Raw genomic sequence first — 15,743 nt, 5'->3', positions numbered from 1 at the left:
ACACTGAATACGCGAAATAGTGAGGTGAGATGGAACGGATTGTCATCGTGGATGATAACGACAATTTCATTGGAGTGGAGGAAAAGGACAAGTGTCATGAGGGTGACGGCATCCTGCACAGGGGCTTTCTCGCCATGATCTTTAACGGTGCTGGAGAATTGTTGCTTGCCCGGCGAAGCGAGAAGAAAAACCTATGGCCTGGATTCTGGGACGGTACGGTTGCCAGTCATCTCTTTCATGGAGAGGATTATAAGGAGGCATCGAGAAGAAGGCTGCTCCAGGAGATGGGACTCATGATCTCTGAAATCGACTGCTTGTTCAAATTTCACTATACGGTGAGATATAAGGATATTGGAACAGAAAATGAGATATGCGCAGTGACGATGGTGAGGGGGATAGACACGGGAGGAGCATTACCGAACAATGACGAGATATCTGATATCAGGCATATCACCGTCGGTGAACTGATGGATGACATCAGAGAGGACGACAACAGATATACTCCGTGGTTGCGGCTGGCCGTAAAACGTATGGATATGCAGCAGCTGATATGAACGCCCCCTTTGAGAAAGGAATACTACTTTTTTCCTTGAAGTATTCAGCGGCTTCCAAAGCCAGGGCATCTTGCCATGGTACCCCTCGCTTTCTGCCTGGGTCCTCTTGATCTGCACGCTCGTTCCTTTTTCTGCCCTGCTTGAACTTACCAGGCGTTGTGCGCGAATGACGCGAAGTACTGCGAAAGGATCTGAACCTTTATGACACGGGGGAGTTTGCAAAACAATTCGCGATATCTCGTTATCGTGGCAGATGACCTTGGCTCCTCCGCGTCAGTAAATCAGGCCGTTGCCGAGGCCCATGACAGAGGGATCCTCACATCAGCCAGTCTTATGACAGGAGGAGAGGCATTTGAGGAGGCCATCGAGATGGCTCGGAGACGCAGTCGTCTCTCGGTGGGGCTTCATCTAACACTATGTGATGGCAGGGCCGTCCTTCCTCCATCCCAAATACCAGGTCTTGTGGATAAGGACGGCTGGCTGGAGCAAAGTCCGGCTCTTGCCGGGATACGTTACTGGAAGGGGCGTCGCGAGCTTCTTGCCCAGATCGAAGCCGAGATAAAGGCACAGTTTAATTGCATCGAAAAGGCAGGAATCCGGCCTAGCCATATTGACGGACATCACCATCTCCATCTGCATCCCCTGATCTTTGAGGTGGCCTGCCGTGAGGCGTCACAGAGGGGGGTGACCTGGATCCGGGTCCCGAAGGAACCGTTGTCTGCGGTCATTGATCTCACTCCCACCGAACGCGGAGCCATGCCCTATGCTGAATGGGCAACCTTTCGAATGCTCGGGATATACGACACGCATTTGGCGAGAAAGTACGGGTTGCGCACCGCACACTATGTATATGGCAATTCGTGTACAGGGAATCTTGACCAGAAGCACCTGCTGTCTCTTTTAGAGAACGCCGGCGGGACGCTCAATGAGATATTCTTTCATCCTGACACGGCAACAGAGTCAGGCAAACGGGAGCTCGACGCCCTTACCTCTGACGAGGTGCGCCGCACGCTGGCGTCCCTCGGTTACATACTGACGGATTACCGGAGACTTTCTGACTGCGTCATCGGTTCTTAGCTCTGAGGTGGAAGAGCCTTGACAATTCTTTCCGGAAGGCTGCAGTTCCACGCCTTATGCTTCCTTTTCAAGAACCTTTGCCTTGACAAAAATAGGAGATTCTGCTACTTCTTTAATATGCTCGTTAAATTACTGAGAAAGGGAAATGGCGGATATTTCAGGCTGCCTTTCAGAGGTAAGACGCCTGGTGTCCCGACGGAACCAATGGAATCCTTCGCCATCCCGGAATCCCCATGTCTGGTAGACAGCGTTCGCCAGGCGGTAGAGAAAACCCGGTCGTACTATGTTCAGGAACAGTACGAGGAAGGATATTGGTGGTACGAGCTCGAATCAAATGTGACGATTACCTCGGAATACCTTATGCTTTTTCATTTCCTGGGATTACGGGATGAAAAGAGGGACGCGAAAATGGCTCGCCATATACTCCGGCTCCAGAAGCACGACGGGACGTGGTCGATCCACTGGGGAGGCGACGGGGATCTCAGCACAACAATCGAGGCATACTTCGCCCTTAAACTTGCAGGGTATTCTGCCGATGATGAACCTCTTCGGCGGGCAAGGGCGTTCATCCTCAGAAAGGGAGGCGTCGAAGCTTCACGGGTATTTACCAAGATATTCCTCGCCCTCTTCGGAGAATTCGACTGGAAGGCGATCCCTTCGATCCCTGTGGAGATAAACCTTCTTCCCCACTGGTTCCCCATCAATATATACAATTTATCGAGCTGGGCGAGGTCCACCATCGTGCCGCTTTCCATAATCGTCGATCTCAAACCGGTAAGACCGGTGCACAAGAGTGCAGGGATCCGTGAGCTTTACAAAGACCCATCCCGGAGACCCCCCCTCACAACGAAAAAGATGTCTGTTTTGTCATGGAGCCAGTTCTTCGTTGTCCTCGACAGCGTAGCAAAAATTATGGAAAGACTTCCCCTGAGACCTCTCAGGAAACGGGCGATGAGACAGACGGAACAGTGGATACTCAGGCACCAGGAGCCGGGAGGGGACTGGGGAGGGATACAGCCTGCGATGGTGAATTCGGTGCTGGCCCTTGTCGCTCTGGGCCACGACCTGACATCCGAGTCTGTAAGAAAGGGTCTCGAAGCACTCGAAAGGTTCACCATCGAGACCGAAGAGGAACTTGTCCTTCAGGCCTGTGTCTCTCCTGTATGGGATACCGCCCTCACCTCACTCGCCTTGCTTTACTCGGGAATGGACAAGGAACATCCTTCCCTCGTCATGGCGTGCAGGTGGCTGGTTTCCAGGCAGATTTTCAGGGCAGGTGACTGGAGTGTGAAGAGACCGCGCCTTGCACCTGGTGGTTGGGCTTTTGAGTTCGAAAACAACTGGTATCCTGACGTCGACGACACAGCGGTGATCCTGATGCTTCTCCACAGGTATTCTGATATGGAATTCGTGGACCCGGACAATCTCGGGAGGGGGGTTGAGTGGATACTCGGGATGCAGGGAAAGGACGGCGGATGGGGAGCCTTTGACGCCGATAACAACATGAAGATACTGAACAAGCTTCCCTTCGGAGACCTCGAGGCGATGATCGATCCAAGTTCACCTGATCTCACGGGAAGGACCCTCGAACTTCTTGGACTGCTTGGATATCCCCTGTCCCATGAGGCCGTCCGGAGGGCCATCGCGTTCTTGATGAAGACGCAGGAGGAAGACGGCTCGTGGTGGAGCAGATGGGCGGTCAATTACATTAACGGCACATGGTCCGTGATCACAGGGCTCAGGTCGATCGGGGAAGACATGAAGAAGCCTTACGTCAGAAGAGCGGTCAATTGGTTAAAGAGCATACAACGCGATGACGGTGGATGGGGAGAATGCTGCGAGTCCTACGAAAACATGGCATTGAAAAGCTGCGGAAAAACTACACCCTCCCAGACGGCGTGGGCGATCATGGCGCTCATGGCAGCCGGTGAGGGTAACGGCGACGCAGTGAGGCGGGGAATCTCCTACCTTGTCAAGAGCCAGAATGCCGACGGAACGTGGGACGAGCCTGAGTTTACCGGAACGGGTTTCCCGAAGTATTTCGCAATAAATTACCATAATTACAGAAACTGTTTTCCCCTTATGGCCCTCGGCAAGTTTCTCTCGACGGCCGAGGGAAACGGGAAACACCGGTGAGAGCCCTTGTCACAGGCGCCACGGGGTTTGTCGGATTTCATGTGGCCAAAGTATTGCGCGAGAGAGGCATCCATGTAGTTGCGCTCGTGCGGGAAGGAAGTGATTCGTCTGTCCTCACATCCCTCGACGCGGAGTTGATCAGGGGCGATGTCAGAGATTTTGACTCAATCTGCCGTTCACTCAAGGGGTGCAGCCAGCTTTATCACGTCGCTGCCGATTACCGTCTCTGGGTTCCTGATCCTAAGACAATGTACGCGATCAATCTCGGTGGGACAAGGAATGTGATGGAAGCCGCTTTGAGAATGGGCGTGGAGAGAGTTGTCTACACGAGCACGGTGGGGACACTCTCCGCAAGCTCAAAAGGGAAACCCTCGCACGAAGAGACATCCGCCGGCTTAAGGGAGATGGTTGGGCACTACAAGAGATCGAAATTTCTCGCGGAGAGAGAGGTGTGCGCTTTCATTGAACGAGGTCTGCCCGCGGTGATCGTAAACCCCTCGACCCCCATCGGCCCCATGGACAGAAAGCCGACACCCACCGGCAGGATAATCGTAGATTTCCTTAACGGGAAGATTCCCGCATATGTTGACACAGGGCTCAATTTTGTCGATGTGGAGGACGTCGCTATCGGTCATTGGCTCGCTTCGCTGAAGGGAAAGACGGGTGAAAGATATATCCTGGGAAACGCGAACCTTACTCTCCGGGAGTTTTTTGGAACTCTTGCCCGGATGACCGGGCGGAAACCGCCGAAGGTGCGACTTCCATATCTGCCGGTATTGATGGCAGCCTATGCTGACGAAGCGATTTCACGATTGACTCTCCGGCACCCCAGGGTACCCTTAACGGGTGTGAAGATGGCACGAAAGTATATGTTTTTCGACTGCTCAAAGGCGGTGGGAGAATTGAATATGCCTCAGAACTCCGTTGAAGGAGCCATGGCGAGGGCGATCGATTGGTTCGAGACAAATGACTACATAAAGAGATGAGCAAACTGGAGAATCGGCATGGCTGAAAAAGAAGCAGAGGCTGATGCTCAGCGGAAAGATCGAAAACTCGGTGACGAGTGGGCGGACTGGAAGGGTGAGGCGGATCCCCGGGACCAGGAAATAAACGAGAAGATGACCACCTTCTTCTTTCTGGCTGCCGGCATTATGCTTCTCGCGGTCCTCGTCGTGCAGGTGGCCTGGTACCTGATCAGACCGAGAATCGAACAGCTTGATCCCTCTCTTGCGATCATTCTAGAGTGGATCGTAGCCTGTTTCGCAGGGCTTTTCTCCGTCCTTATGATCGCGGAGGGGGTATCTCTTGTGAAATTCAGAAAATCCCTGCTCCCCCACAAATGGAGAGAGAAACTCCTTCTTACCCTTCTTCCCAAAACGATATGGCTTGGAAGAAAGTTCGGGATCAGCAGGGACAGAGTGGGGAACTCCTTTATCAAGGTGCATAATTTCATGACGAAGAGCCGTGGAGAGAGGCTGGACCTTGAACGGCTCCTTATCCTGCTGCCGAGATGTCTGAAGAGGGAAGCAAGGAGGCAGATCGTCGAAAGGACCGGCGAAGAAGGCTTCAAGGTTCTTACTGCCGGTGGGGGAGAAGAGGCGAGGGAAGCGATCAAACAGTATCGGCCGACGTGTATCCTCGCCTTTGCCTGCGAGCGGGACCTCGTGAGCGGGATAAGGGACGTAGCAGAAAAGATACCCGTCCTTGCCATACCGAACAGGAGGCCTGAAGGCCCCTGCAAGAATACCGAAGTCTCTCTTGTCGAGCTGGAAGAGACACTGAAGTTCATTACGGAAAGAAAGAAAAAGAAGGTATCCTAAAGGAGGTTCTTTCGCCACCCATGCGTTTTCCGCTTAGTCTCTATACATCGTTAACATCGTATTTTGTTAAGAATGCCCTCACGGGTAAGAGGACATTCCCGCTTGTGCTTATGCTGGAGCCGACGCACCGGTGCAACCTCTCGTGTGCGGGCTGCGACAGGATTCGGCTCCATGCCAGGGAACAGACAGATGATCTGTCCCTCGATCAGTGCATCGATGCTGCAGTGGAGTCAGGAGCCCCTGTGGTGACAGTCACGGGCGGGGAGCCTCTTTTGTATACGGAGTTAAAGCCTCTTGTGGCGGCGCTTCTCGGAATGAAGAGACATGTCTATCTCTGTACGAACGGACTTCTCACGGAAACCTTTATCGAGGAATTTAAGCCCGCTTCCCGGCTTACCCTGAACTTTCACCTTGACGGGATGGAGGAGACCCATGACCGCGTCACGAACAGAGCCGGGACGTTCAGAAAGACCATCGAAACCATAGGAAAGGCAAAGCAGAGGGGTTTTAGGGTGAGCACCAATACCTCCGTGTACAGGAACTCGGACATGGAGGAACTCGAAAGGTTGTTTGAGTTACTGAAGAGCGCCGGCGTGGACGGGATACTCGTCTCCCCCGCGTTCAGTTATGAAAGTGTAGAAGACGGTATCTTTCTCGACAGGGGTGAGATCAGGAAGAAGTTCAGCGGGACGGCTCGCTGCTTCGACAGATTCCCCCTGATAAGCTCCCCCATGTACATGGATTTCCTGAAGGGAAAGAGAGAGATGCGGTGCACGCCGTGGGGTAATCCCACGCGAAACGCCCTTGGATGGAAATCCCCCTGCTATCTTGTTACGGATGCCTACTACCCTTCCTTCGGAGCGATGATGGAGAAAACGCCGTGGGAAAAGTACGGTACGGACAGCGACCCGAGGTGCAGGAATTGCATGGTCCACAGCGGTTACGAAGCCACGGTCATGAGGAACGCCTTTTCAAATCCCAAAGACCTCCTCAGGCTGGTCATCTGGAATCTGAGAGAGAGCTGATGGAGCCGCTCTCTCTCCTCCTCAGTACCATTCTTCTCAGGCCCTATGTCTTTGTTTTTTTCCTCGCGTATTTTTTCGGTTGTTCATTGCATTTGGGAATCAAGAGGGCCGCACTTTTCATCGTCGTAGGGTACATCATCGCATGGCTATCTGAATACTCTTCCATCCATAATGGCATTCCCTATGGATACTATTACTACATCGAACAAACAAGAGGCAGAGAGCTGTGGGTGCTCGGGATACCCTTTATGGATTCTATGAGCTATGTGTTTCTGGCGTATGCAAGCTACGCGATGGCACTGGCAGTGACTTCGCCTATCCTTTCAAGAGGGCCTCTTTATCTGCTGGAAACGAAGATGCTCAGGAAGTCGCTCTCCACACGGATTCTTGGGGCGGTCTTCTTCCTCTATCTCGATATCATCATAGATCCCCTGGCGTTGCGGGGAAAGGAATGGTTTCTCGGCCAGATATACGGGTACCCTCAGAAGGGCGCCTATTTCGGGGTGCCCATATCGAACTTTGCGGGATGGCTCATCGTGGGATTCCTGATGATCTACGCACTCCAACTCATTGATGCATATCTGGACAGCTCGAGGATTAGGGATTATGCGGGTTACCGATATCCCTGGAGATACCTCATAGGTCCGGGTCTCTATTTGGGCGTGCTCGCATTCAACCTCTGCATGGCCTTTGCCATTCGTGACCATCACTTGGCTTGGACAGGAGTATTCATTGTTACGCTCCCCTTGTTTCTGCTCTCATCCATGCTGAAACAGAAGCGTACCTTGCCGGATGAAGATGATGCCCTGAGGACCCATCTCGCAGACTTTCCCCTGGCTGCAATTCCTGAAGGCCGGCCAGGAAACTCGTTGATCAAAGGCAGTGGCTGGTGAGGAATGCCACGTGTCTGTTCACGCGGGAAATTGACAAACAGGGAATTATGCAGTTACCCTGTAAAAGGAACGGTGAAAGTAACAGATGAAAACATTACTCCTGAATCCTCCCTCTTTTGAGAAATTCGATGGCGGAGCCGGCTCGCGTTATCCGGCACGGCGAGAGATCCATTCCTTCTGGTATTTGACCTGGCTCTCGCGGCCCGGAGAAGTCCGGTGAGGAAGACCATTGTTGTATTGATTCCGGCCATACTCGCCCAGGCGACGGGAAACGTCTTCCTGAGTATGAGTATGAAGGAAATAGGGATCAGCAAGGATTGGCTGCCTCTTCTTATTCACGTCGCTGAAAATCCCGCTGTTTGGCTCGGAACTGCGCTCCTGGCTGCTTCCTTTATCCTTTTTGCGTCCGCCCTTTCATGGGCCGATTTGAGCTTTGTTGTGCCCGCTGTGTCCGCAGAAGTCATGGTGAATGCGATCTTCGCCCGCCATTTCTTAAGAGAAGCAATCTCTCTCGCACGATGGACAGGGGTTCTGTTCATCTCTCTTGGTGTCGTCCTGGTTTTGCGCTCGGAGAGGCAAAAGACCCGGCGAGCGGAGGAAGAGGCCCTGCGGAGCGACGGCCGATGAAGACGGCAATGCTCATCGCCGTGATCGTCTTGGCCGATTCCGCGGGAGATGTCTTCCTCACAAGGGGAATGAAACAGGTGGGGGAGATATCCACTATCCGCCCTACGGCCCTTCTTGCCACTTGGCGAAGAGTGATCGGCAACAGGAACTTCCTCTGCGCCATTCTTTGCATGGCCATCACGTTCTGCTCCTTTCTCGTCGTCCTCGCCTGGGCTGACCTGAGTCTCGTTTTTCCTGCGAAGTCGCTTGTCTACGTCACGGGCACCTTCGGAGCGAAATTCATCCTGAAGGAAACGGTCACCTTAGAGCGTTGGGTCGGTATCCTCTTTGTCTGTCTGGGCGTTGCACTGACCGCTCTTCCTTAACGCTCTCTCAGTCCCTGTGTTCCCCGTGATTTCGGAAAGAGGGGAACAGGAGACGGCCATTCCGGGTGAGCACGAATTCCGAGCCCCTCCAGATCACCGTCTTTTTAATGAATGCGAGAACCCACGAGACCATGGCGGCGAGATCCCTCAGAGGGAGAAGCGCAAGACTCTTCAGACCCTCTCGGTCCCGCAGTCCCAATCCCAATATCCCTGCCGCCGCTGACAGGCGAAGTCCGAGGACACAGGTCAGGATCGTCATTCCCAGGCTATCTCCCATACGTGACAGGGCAAGGAGGAGAGCAAAAGGAACAGAACGGGTCAAGATGCTTGCTAAAAAACCTGCGGCATGAGCCGAGCGCGTTTTTTGGTCCCAACAGACCTGATGATTCCACCACTGGGAAGGGTTCTTGAGGTCGACCACAATATCCACAAGATAGGGAACAAGGACCATCCTCTTTCCAGAAACCCAAAGGCGTCTTCCCATTTCATAATCCTCGGCCAGATAATTTGCGAGGCTTTCCAGACCTCCCATCTCTTTCAGGGATTGGCGCCGCAAAGCCACAGAACATCCCAGACAAAACCGTGAAGCTCCACTCAGATAGGCAAAGACCACGCCGGGTATGAAATCGGCATTCATGGTCAACAACTCCATCCGTTCGAACCACCGGTCTGCTGAGGTAGCCCTGTAAAGTGTGCACGCAAATCCCACTCCCGGGTCTGCCAGAGGGGCGACGACAGCCTTCAAATAGTCGGATCTCAGGCGCACATCGCTGTCACTGATCACGAGGACGTCATACCTGGCATGGCGCAGAGCTCCGAGCAAATTATTGATTTTACCGTTGGGGCCTGCCAGAACATTCTCAACAGCCACTGACACCCTGTCAGGTCCGAACTCTTCATGAATTTCTCTGAGAAGGGGGATTGCGGGGTCAGCGGGATCCTGAACCGAGAAGACGACCTGGAACTCGGGGTAATCCTGTAAACAAGCGCTCCGGAGGTTCTCCTTGAGACCTTTCTCCGGGCCGCATACGGGCTTCAGGATGGTGACGGGAGGCCACCGGAGAACGTCCTGAAAGCAATATGCTGAAGGAGCACGAAAACGCCATACCGCGAAAAGGCACAATATCACGTAAAGAGATCCCACGATGGTCGGAATCAAGAAGGTCCATCGCAAAAAGAAGAGAAAGAGTTGCATAGGGTAAACCACTGTTTTCGTATGCTTTGAGATTAATGTGCTGGATAAATTATACTAAATCACTCAAAAAATGGTGCAAAGGGAAGAGGGACTCTGCCGGACGAGTGTTCTCGCCATGAGCCGATCCGGTTTGTTTCATGTGGTGATACGATGAGAGTCGCGATAGTTTCTGCTTTTCCTCAGGAAGTACGAGCGATAGTCCGGAATACCGGGGCAACAAGAAAACGGAAAGAGTGCGTGTTCGACGTCTTTCATGCCCGGTACTCATCTCACGACATAACGCTCATCCTGACCGGTATGGGCAGCCGCAGCGCGGAGAAAGCACTCGCATATGTGGTCGAGAAGTATGTCCCGGAGATCATCCTCTCCGCAGGATTCGGCGGCGCCCTCTACGACGGGGCTCGCATCGGTGAGATCATAGTAGCCTCCAAGGTTCTTTCTTTGGATGACCGCGCGGCGGATGTTCTGGAGCTGCGGAACGGAGATGTGATAGAGAAACTGTCCAGGAACCTTTCCGTACGTGAGGGAAGCATTGTGACCATTGAGAAGTGGAAACAGAAATCAGAGATCAGGAAGGTTATCGCCGGGGAATTCCCTCTTCCTGTGTGCGATATGGAGACGTTCGGTATCGCAAAGCTCTCGCTTGAGAAGAACCTGCCCTTCTTTGCCGTCCGTTCGATTACCGACAGAAGTGACGAGGAGGTTCCTCTGGATCTGCTGAATGTCTCTGATGACTCGGGCAGATATTCCCTTCGTCGCGCCATCAAACTGCTTCTCTTCAAGCCAAGACTTATACCGGGCAGCATAAAGCTGGGGATACATGCTCACATTGCCGGGAGAAGTCTCTGGCAGGCAGTGAGTTGCCTTATCGATTCGTTGTAATCGGTTGCACTTCTGACTATTCCGCCGCATGGAAAGGGAAAAGGGACACGTGGCTCAGAGGTCTTCTGCTCTTCTCCGAGTGGAAGGGGCGCCCTTTTGAGAAGGAACGGCTCCATCTGAACCGGAACAGCAAGGGCGGTGGCGCAAGCCACCCGCCCCTGCCATGACTACGGTTTTTGCTCTTCTGCGGGCTTCTCCGCTGCCTTCTTTGTCTTCTTCGATTTCTTCGACGACTTCTTCTTTGACTTTTTCTTCTTCGGCTTCTGCGCTGCCGACTTTTCAGGCTCTGCCTTCTTCTCCTCGGTCTTCATCGTTGACGCACCTGCAGCCGGTTTTTCCTCTGCAAAGGCTATCACTGTTGCTGAGAAAGAAAAAAGGACGGCTATGACAAGGGCCAAAACCTTCTTCATCCTGTTCACCTCCTTTCGCTTCTTCATGACTGTTCTCACAGGCGTTCAACCACACTACCATGATCGCGGCATACTTTTCAACCGGAATCCCAAGTCTCGCCATCTGATATAATCGTACATAGTACGGGCAACATCTCGGAGGAATCGAGAAACACTCTTGAAGGAGGGTTTGCATGCCGATCTATGAGTTTTACTGCAAGGATTGCGATACTATCTATAACTTCTTCTCACGGTCAGTCAATACGGAGAAGACCCCCCTTTGTCCACGGTGTAAAAATCCTGAGCTCAAACGTGCGATATCATTGTTCTCCGCAATCTCTGAAAGGAAAGAAGATAACTCTCCAGATGCCGAGATGCCGTCCTTTGACGAAACAAAACTCGAGAAGGCGATGGCAATGCTCGCGAAGGAAGAAGGCAAGATCAATGAAGATGACCCTCGTCAGGCAGCCGCGCTCATGAGAAAACTCTCTGAAGCAACAGGACTGACCATGGGCTCAGGAATGGAAGAAGTAATGAACCGTCTCGAACGGGGAGAAGATCCTGACAGGGTCGAAGAGGAGTTGGGAGATGTCCTGAATGAGGAAGATCCCTTTATCCTTGGCACAAAGGCAAAGGGTCGCAGGAGGCACAAGCCCAGGGTCGACGAAACCCTCTACGAGTTATGAGAGCGCCGGAATCCACCATCAACTTCTCCAACAAGGGTTCGTCGGCATGAGAACTTGAAGTGATTTGACGCGGCTCGTCCTTCCGTTTTATCATAATCAGCCATGATGGAGCCATCGAGACAGCTGGAGATCATCAAGAGAGGGACCGTCGAGATCATCCTCGAGAGCGACCTCATCCGCAAGCTCGATAGATCGTATAGAGAAGAAAGACCTCTAAGGGTAAAGGCGGGCTTTGATCCGACGGCGCCCGATATCCATCTCGGACATACGGTCCTCCTCGAAAAGATGCGTCAGTTTCAGGACCTCGGGCACGAGGTGATTTTCCTGATCGGCGATTTTACCGGCATGATCGGAGATCCCTCCGGAAAGAGCGAGATGCGCAAGCCGCTCACGAGAGAAGAGGTCCTGAAGAATGCCGAGACGTACAGGACACAGGTCTTCAAGATCCTCGACCCCCAAAAAACCAGAATAACATTCAACAGCGAATGGCTCAGCACCATGGGGAACATGGAGCTCGTGAGGCTCGGGGCCATGCAGACTGTCGCGAGAATGCTCGAACGGGAAGACTTTAAGAAGAGGTTCAAGAATCAGCAGGACATCAGCATCCTCGAATTCTACTATCCCCTGTTCCAGGCATACGATTCCGTGGCCCTGAAGGCAGATGTGGAACTCGGGGGCACAGATCAAAAATTCAACCTCCTCATGGGAAGGACCATCCAGAGGAAGATGGATGTGGAAGAGCAGGTCGTTCTCATGATGCCCCTCCTCGAAGGCCTTGACGGCGTAAACAAGATGTCAAAGAGCCTCGGAAACTACATCGGTATCGACGAGCCTGCCTTCGAATATGTCAACGGTGAACTGACCGGGATATTCAAGAAGGTCATGAGCCTGCCCGACGGCCTCATAGAACGCTACTATGAGCTCCTGAGCCGTATATCCCTCGACGAGTTCAACACGCTCAGGGAGAAGCTGAAGAAGGGAGAGAGAGACCCGAGGGAGGCGAAGAAAGAACTCGCAATGGAGCTTGTCACGAAGTATCACGGTCCTGGAGAGGCGGAAACGGCACGGAAGGAATACGAGATGATCTTCGAAAGAAAGGACATCTCGACCATCGAATCGACCTTGCCTTCACTTACGATCTCAGCTTCGGGCGGCGAGAAAGGGACATGGCTCCCCCAGATCATGAAGACAACGGGGCTCGCAAAGAGTACGAGCGAGGCGATGAGGCTCATCAAACAGGGTGGCGTAAAGATAGACGAGAGGCTGATAACAGATCCCGACACCGTGCTCACGGAAGGTGAACATATCATAAGGGTCGGCAAGAAAAGGTTCTATAGGGTAAGGGTGGAATAATCTAAAATCGGGAAGGCAGGACCAGAAGAGAGATGAGGCTTGCTGAGAGAAGGCATGAAGGAAAACGTCAACCCGACGCGGGGAGTTGCGAGTAAGTAGCTGAATACTCTCCGATAGTTGATAGTGACGAAGTGAAGATGCAACTAGGTGATCTTGTCCCTCTCGTGGCAAAGGTCCTTCCGTAGTCCTCATATTTCTGATTTGTTATAATGGTGCAAATTATAACTCGAAAGCGACATCTGCGAGTGTCGTCAATGAAAGGGAAATGGTGGAACTTGTCAAATGCCCCCAGTGCGGAAAGGATGTAAATCCTAAAAGTGTCCTCTGCCCTTTTTGCGGGGGAAGGGTTGGCGATGCGAAAAGTCTTAAAAGTCCCATATGCCCCAGGTGCAAAATCCATCTTGAGCGTAAGAGAGAGGATGTGGTAGATATATACGCCTGTCCGCGATGTAACGGCCTTTGGCTTGATCCTGGAGAGTTTGATGTCCTCACGGCCGAGTCGACAGTCTATAGGGAAGAACAGCTCAAGAAAGAATATAGTCGTCCTCCTCTGCCGGACACAATCGAATATCTCCCCTGTGCAAGGTGTGGGAAACTCATGGTGCGAAAGAATTATGCTCATATATCAGGCTTGATCATAGATGAATGTGGAAGACACGGCATTTGGCTCGATAATGGGGAACTAGAAAAGATTAGACAGTTTATCCTTGACGGAGGGATCGAGAAAGAACAGTTCAAGGAGATAGAGAAAAACAAGGCTGAACTTGCAGACCTAGCGGAAAAACTGAGCGATACAGCCTTCACGCAAAAGCTTATTCACTTCTGGAATTGGAAAAGGTGGTTCTATGGCCCATAGCATTGCTCTTCCTGAATACTGCATATCTTGCCCAAGCTATAATTGTGCGTGGTTCTAACCCTTTTTGTGATGAGCTTGACATGCATTCTCATTTTCGTTGCTAACATGGATTTTATTCGAGAGGCAAACTTTTCTCTATCCAAGGGGGAAGGGAGTCCTTTTCTTCTCTTGGCTTTCTTGGCTTTCCTCTTTGTCGGATGGATTCTTTCCTTTTTCCATGCCTTTATAAGAAGACGCAAGACGGTTGTTGAAAAGTTTTTGATGATTTTTTTTGCAGTTATTCTTCATGCGGTGAGCGGTATCACTGCAGGCACTTTTACAGAGAGCAAATGTAATCAATGAGGACTCGATTAGCGACCAAAATGTTGAGATTGGTGCTGTTGCCGTGGGATCAACAGCCGCTATTCTGGTTTTTCTTTTCTGTCAATACGTCTTGAAGCTTTGTGGGCATCACTTTTTCACTTTGTGTTGTCTATGCGACAAATCTTAATCGGGTTATTGTCAACGCTTTGAGAAGGAAAGAGGAGAGGATGGACTCAGCCGGGGTCAGGTGACGAAGCTCTTTGCATATCTTAGAGCCTAAATACTATTGATTATCATGACGAGACATTGTTTGACAGAGACTTCATACGTCGCCAGAAATATATTGACACTGATGAATCTCGCTGATAGAATGAACGAAGATACTATGGAGAGAGAAACATGAGACATTCAATACTTTCAATACTGGCAAGGATATACCGTGTCTTCGGCTTTGGTCTGGTGATTGTTCTTCTCATGCCTGCCGCAATTTTGGCTCACGGGCTTGCCGGAAAGAGGTTTTTCCCGACCATATTTCAGGTTGACGATCCCTTCATTGGTGATGAGTTCTCGATACTGGTACACGCAGCCAAATTGTCTGGGGATGAACCGAACAAGTTAACGCAAATCGATATCGACTATTCCAAGCGCATCCTGCCGACTTTCGGGCTGGACTTTCATGAAGCGTATATCCACCTTGGATCAAACGGTGACGGCTCTGCAAATGGCTGGGATAATCTCGGCATGGGAGCGACTATATTCCATTAAACAAACGTTTTGGCGAGGTTCTCACATACACTTAAACTGACTTGGCGAAGCATTACTAAAGCCTTTAGGCATGGGTTAGCGTTGTTAACGTTCCCTGTTTTTTGATGTGTAGTCTTGCGAGAAAGGAGGTGAAAGAGAATGAAAATAGCCAGACAGATTACTTTGATCGTTGCGTTGCTCTTCATTTTCGGCCTTGCAGGAACGATTCAGGCCGATGACATGAAGGAACGTAAGGCGACTAAAGATGAGATCGGCAGGATGGTCAATTGTCCTGTTATGAACGTGAAATTTGAAGTCAGAAAGGACACGCCGGTAATCGATTACAAAGGCAAGAGTTATTACTTCTGCTGCCCCCATTGCGTGGGAGATTTTAAGAAGAATCCCACCAAATATGCTGCATCAGGAGAGCTGCCTCTTCGTCAGCCGACAAAAGACGAGATCGGAAAGTCCGAGATGTGTCCTGTCAGCAACTCTAAATTTCAGGTAGCAGCGGACACGCCGGTTATTGATTACAAAGGCAAGAGTTACTACTTCTGCTGTATGTCCTGTATCGATGACTTCAGAAAGAACCCTGACAAATACGCAAAATAAGGCCATGGTAACTGCGGATGTCGGCGGGGATGCCGGCATCCGTTCTTTTTCTTTCATATTTGAAGAGCTCCCCTCTCATTCCCTCGATATGTAAATAAGACATGTGCCATCCAACCGTGATCTTCCGAGGAGAGAAGGTCTCTTTCGGAAAGCGATCCTGTACCAAAATTGCACCAGTCTCGGTGTACTCCACGGCCCAACTGTTTCGGACATTGTCAGGGAGGTC

Annotated in this window: 17 protein-coding genes; 15 read left to right on the top strand and 2 right to left on the bottom strand. The window is 51.6% G+C overall.

Annotated elements, in window-relative coordinates:
• Nucleotides 1-29: 29 nt before the first annotated feature.
• The 9 genes from VFG09_01440 to VFG09_01400 all read left to right on the top strand — a co-directional run bounded on the left by VFG09_01440 (nt 30) and on the right by VFG09_01400 (nt 8,497).
• A complete protein-coding gene (locus tag VFG09_01440) occupies nt 30-554 on the top strand; it encodes an NUDIX domain-containing protein (protein HET6513797.1) in 525 nt (174 codons plus the stop codon).
• A gap of 201 nt (nt 555-755) precedes the next feature.
• Nucleotides 756-1,631, top strand: a complete 876-nt coding sequence (locus VFG09_01435) for a ChbG/HpnK family deacetylase (GenBank protein HET6513796.1) — start codon at nt 756-758, stop codon at nt 1,629-1,631.
• A 117-nt stretch (nt 1,632-1,748) separates the two neighbouring features.
• Nucleotides 1,749-3,767 carry a squalene--hopene cyclase gene (shc, locus tag VFG09_01430; GenBank protein HET6513795.1) on the top strand — a complete coding sequence of 673 codons (2,019 nt, stop codon included), beginning with the start codon at nt 1,749-1,751 and terminating at the stop codon, nt 3,765-3,767.
• Nucleotides 3,764-4,753: a hopanoid-associated sugar epimerase gene (gene hpnA, locus VFG09_01425; GenBank protein HET6513794.1), complete on the top strand. Its 990-nt coding sequence runs from the start codon at nt 3,764-3,766 to the stop codon at nt 4,751-4,753. The genes shc and hpnA overlap by 4 nt, the downstream gene beginning before the upstream one ends.
• A gap of 18 nt (nt 4,754-4,771) precedes the next feature.
• Nucleotides 4,772-5,587: a DUF116 domain-containing protein gene (locus VFG09_01420; GenBank protein ID HET6513793.1), complete on the top strand. Its 816-nt coding sequence runs from the start codon at nt 4,772-4,774 to the stop codon at nt 5,585-5,587.
• Nucleotides 5,588-5,607: 20 nt separating this feature from the next.
• Complete coding sequence (gene hpnH, locus VFG09_01415; GenBank protein ID HET6513792.1) at nt 5,608-6,612, top strand: adenosyl-hopene transferase HpnH; 1,005 nt, start codon at nt 5,608-5,610, stop codon at nt 6,610-6,612.
• On the top strand, nt 6,612-7,505 hold the full coding sequence (locus VFG09_01410) for a carotenoid biosynthesis protein (protein ID HET6513791.1): 894 nt from the start codon (nt 6,612-6,614) through the stop codon (nt 7,503-7,505). Before hpnH ends, VFG09_01410 begins: the two co-directional genes overlap by 1 nt.
• A gap of 216 nt (nt 7,506-7,721) precedes the next feature.
• A complete protein-coding gene (locus VFG09_01405; protein ID HET6513790.1) occupies nt 7,722-8,132 on the top strand; it encodes an EamA family transporter in 411 nt (136 codons plus the stop codon).
• Nucleotides 8,129-8,497 carry a hypothetical protein gene (locus tag VFG09_01400; GenBank protein HET6513789.1) on the top strand — a complete coding sequence of 123 codons (369 nt, stop codon included), beginning with the start codon at nt 8,129-8,131 and terminating at the stop codon, nt 8,495-8,497. The genes VFG09_01405 and VFG09_01400 overlap by 4 nt, the downstream gene beginning before the upstream one ends.
• A 7-nt stretch (nt 8,498-8,504) precedes the next feature.
• Here the strand turns inward: VFG09_01400 and hpnI are convergent, their stop codons facing one another.
• On the bottom strand, nt 8,505-9,692 hold the full coding sequence (gene hpnI, locus VFG09_01395; GenBank protein HET6513788.1) for a bacteriohopanetetrol glucosamine biosynthesis glycosyltransferase HpnI: 1,188 nt from the start codon (nt 9,690-9,692) through the stop codon (nt 8,505-8,507).
• A gap of 150 nt (nt 9,693-9,842) precedes the next feature.
• Between hpnI and VFG09_01390 the strand changes: the two genes are divergently transcribed.
• Nucleotides 9,843-10,574: a hypothetical protein gene (locus VFG09_01390; GenBank protein ID HET6513787.1), complete on the top strand. Its 732-nt coding sequence runs from the start codon at nt 9,843-9,845 to the stop codon at nt 10,572-10,574.
• 167 nt (nt 10,575-10,741) lie between these two features.
• Here the strand turns inward: VFG09_01390 and VFG09_01385 are convergent, their stop codons facing one another.
• Entirely contained in the window at nt 10,742-11,011 is a 270-nt protein-coding gene (locus tag VFG09_01385; protein ID HET6513786.1) for a hypothetical protein, read from the bottom strand.
• Between the two features lie 146 nt (nt 11,012-11,157).
• Here VFG09_01385 and VFG09_01380 point away from each other — a divergent pair, with 146 nt between their 5' ends.
• The 5 genes from VFG09_01380 to VFG09_01360 all read left to right on the top strand — a co-directional run bounded on the left by VFG09_01380 (nt 11,158) and on the right by VFG09_01360 (nt 15,517).
• On the top strand, nt 11,158-11,649 hold the full coding sequence (locus tag VFG09_01380) for an FmdB family zinc ribbon protein (protein ID HET6513785.1): 492 nt from the start codon (nt 11,158-11,160) through the stop codon (nt 11,647-11,649).
• 102 nt (nt 11,650-11,751) lie between these two features.
• The gene (gene tyrS / locus VFG09_01375) at nt 11,752-13,002 is read left to right on the top strand and encodes a tyrosine--tRNA ligase (protein HET6513784.1); all 1,251 of its coding nucleotides are present in this window, start codon (nt 11,752-11,754) and stop codon (nt 13,000-13,002) included.
• Between the two features lie 265 nt (nt 13,003-13,267).
• Nucleotides 13,268-13,858 carry a zf-TFIIB domain-containing protein gene (locus tag VFG09_01370; GenBank protein ID HET6513783.1) on the top strand — a complete coding sequence of 197 codons (591 nt, stop codon included), beginning with the start codon at nt 13,268-13,270 and terminating at the stop codon, nt 13,856-13,858.
• A gap of 702 nt (nt 13,859-14,560) precedes the next feature.
• Nucleotides 14,561-14,926 carry a hypothetical protein gene (locus VFG09_01365; GenBank protein HET6513782.1) on the top strand — a complete coding sequence of 122 codons (366 nt, stop codon included), beginning with the start codon at nt 14,561-14,563 and terminating at the stop codon, nt 14,924-14,926.
• A 138-nt stretch (nt 14,927-15,064) separates the two neighbouring features.
• Nucleotides 15,065-15,517: a YHS domain-containing protein gene (locus VFG09_01360; GenBank protein ID HET6513781.1), complete on the top strand. Its 453-nt coding sequence runs from the start codon at nt 15,065-15,067 to the stop codon at nt 15,515-15,517.
• Nucleotides 15,518-15,743 lie beyond the last annotated feature (226 nt).

It is taken from the genome of Thermodesulfovibrionales bacterium (assembly GCA_035686305.1).
GTDB lineage: Bacteria > Nitrospirota > Thermodesulfovibrionia > Thermodesulfovibrionales > UBA9159 > DASRZP01.
Note: the sequence above shows the minus strand (reverse complement) of the source record. Positions and strands in the feature narration are given on the sequence as shown.

Excerpts from the sequence above, each read along its gene's own strand:
- VFG09_01360 (HET6513781.1), top strand. The coding sequence starts at position 15,065 with ATGAAAATAGCCAGACAGATTACTTTGATCGTTGCGTTGCTCTTCATT.
- VFG09_01410 (HET6513791.1), top strand. The coding sequence starts at position 6,612 with ATGGAGCCGCTCTCTCTCCTCCTCAGTACCATTCTTCTCAGGCCCTAT.
- VFG09_01380 (HET6513785.1), top strand. The coding sequence starts at position 11,158 with ATGCCGATCTATGAGTTTTACTGCAAGGATTGCGATACTATCTATAAC.
- shc (HET6513795.1), top strand. The coding sequence starts at position 1,749 with ATGCTCGTTAAATTACTGAGAAAGGGAAATGGCGGATATTTCAGGCTG.
- hpnH (HET6513792.1), top strand. The coding sequence starts at position 5,608 with ATGCGTTTTCCGCTTAGTCTCTATACATCGTTAACATCGTATTTTGTT.
- VFG09_01370 (HET6513783.1), top strand. The coding sequence starts at position 13,268 with ATGGTGGAACTTGTCAAATGCCCCCAGTGCGGAAAGGATGTAAATCCT.
- VFG09_01400 (HET6513789.1), top strand. The coding sequence starts at position 8,129 with ATGAAGACGGCAATGCTCATCGCCGTGATCGTCTTGGCCGATTCCGCG.
- VFG09_01440 (HET6513797.1), top strand. The coding sequence starts at position 30 with ATGGAACGGATTGTCATCGTGGATGATAACGACAATTTCATTGGAGTG.
- tyrS (HET6513784.1), top strand. The coding sequence starts at position 11,752 with ATGATGGAGCCATCGAGACAGCTGGAGATCATCAAGAGAGGGACCGTC.
- VFG09_01365 (HET6513782.1), top strand. The coding sequence starts at position 14,561 with ATGAGACATTCAATACTTTCAATACTGGCAAGGATATACCGTGTCTTC.
- hpnI (HET6513788.1), bottom strand. The coding sequence starts at position 9,692 with ATGCAACTCTTTCTCTTCTTTTTGCGATGGACCTTCTTGATTCCGACC.
- VFG09_01385 (HET6513786.1), bottom strand. The coding sequence starts at position 11,011 with ATGAAGAAGCGAAAGGAGGTGAACAGGATGAAGAAGGTTTTGGCCCTT.
- VFG09_01390 (HET6513787.1), top strand. The coding sequence starts at position 9,843 with ATGAGAGTCGCGATAGTTTCTGCTTTTCCTCAGGAAGTACGAGCGATA.
- VFG09_01420 (HET6513793.1), top strand. The coding sequence starts at position 4,772 with ATGGCTGAAAAAGAAGCAGAGGCTGATGCTCAGCGGAAAGATCGAAAA.
- VFG09_01435 (HET6513796.1), top strand. The coding sequence starts at position 756 with ATGACACGGGGGAGTTTGCAAAACAATTCGCGATATCTCGTTATCGTG.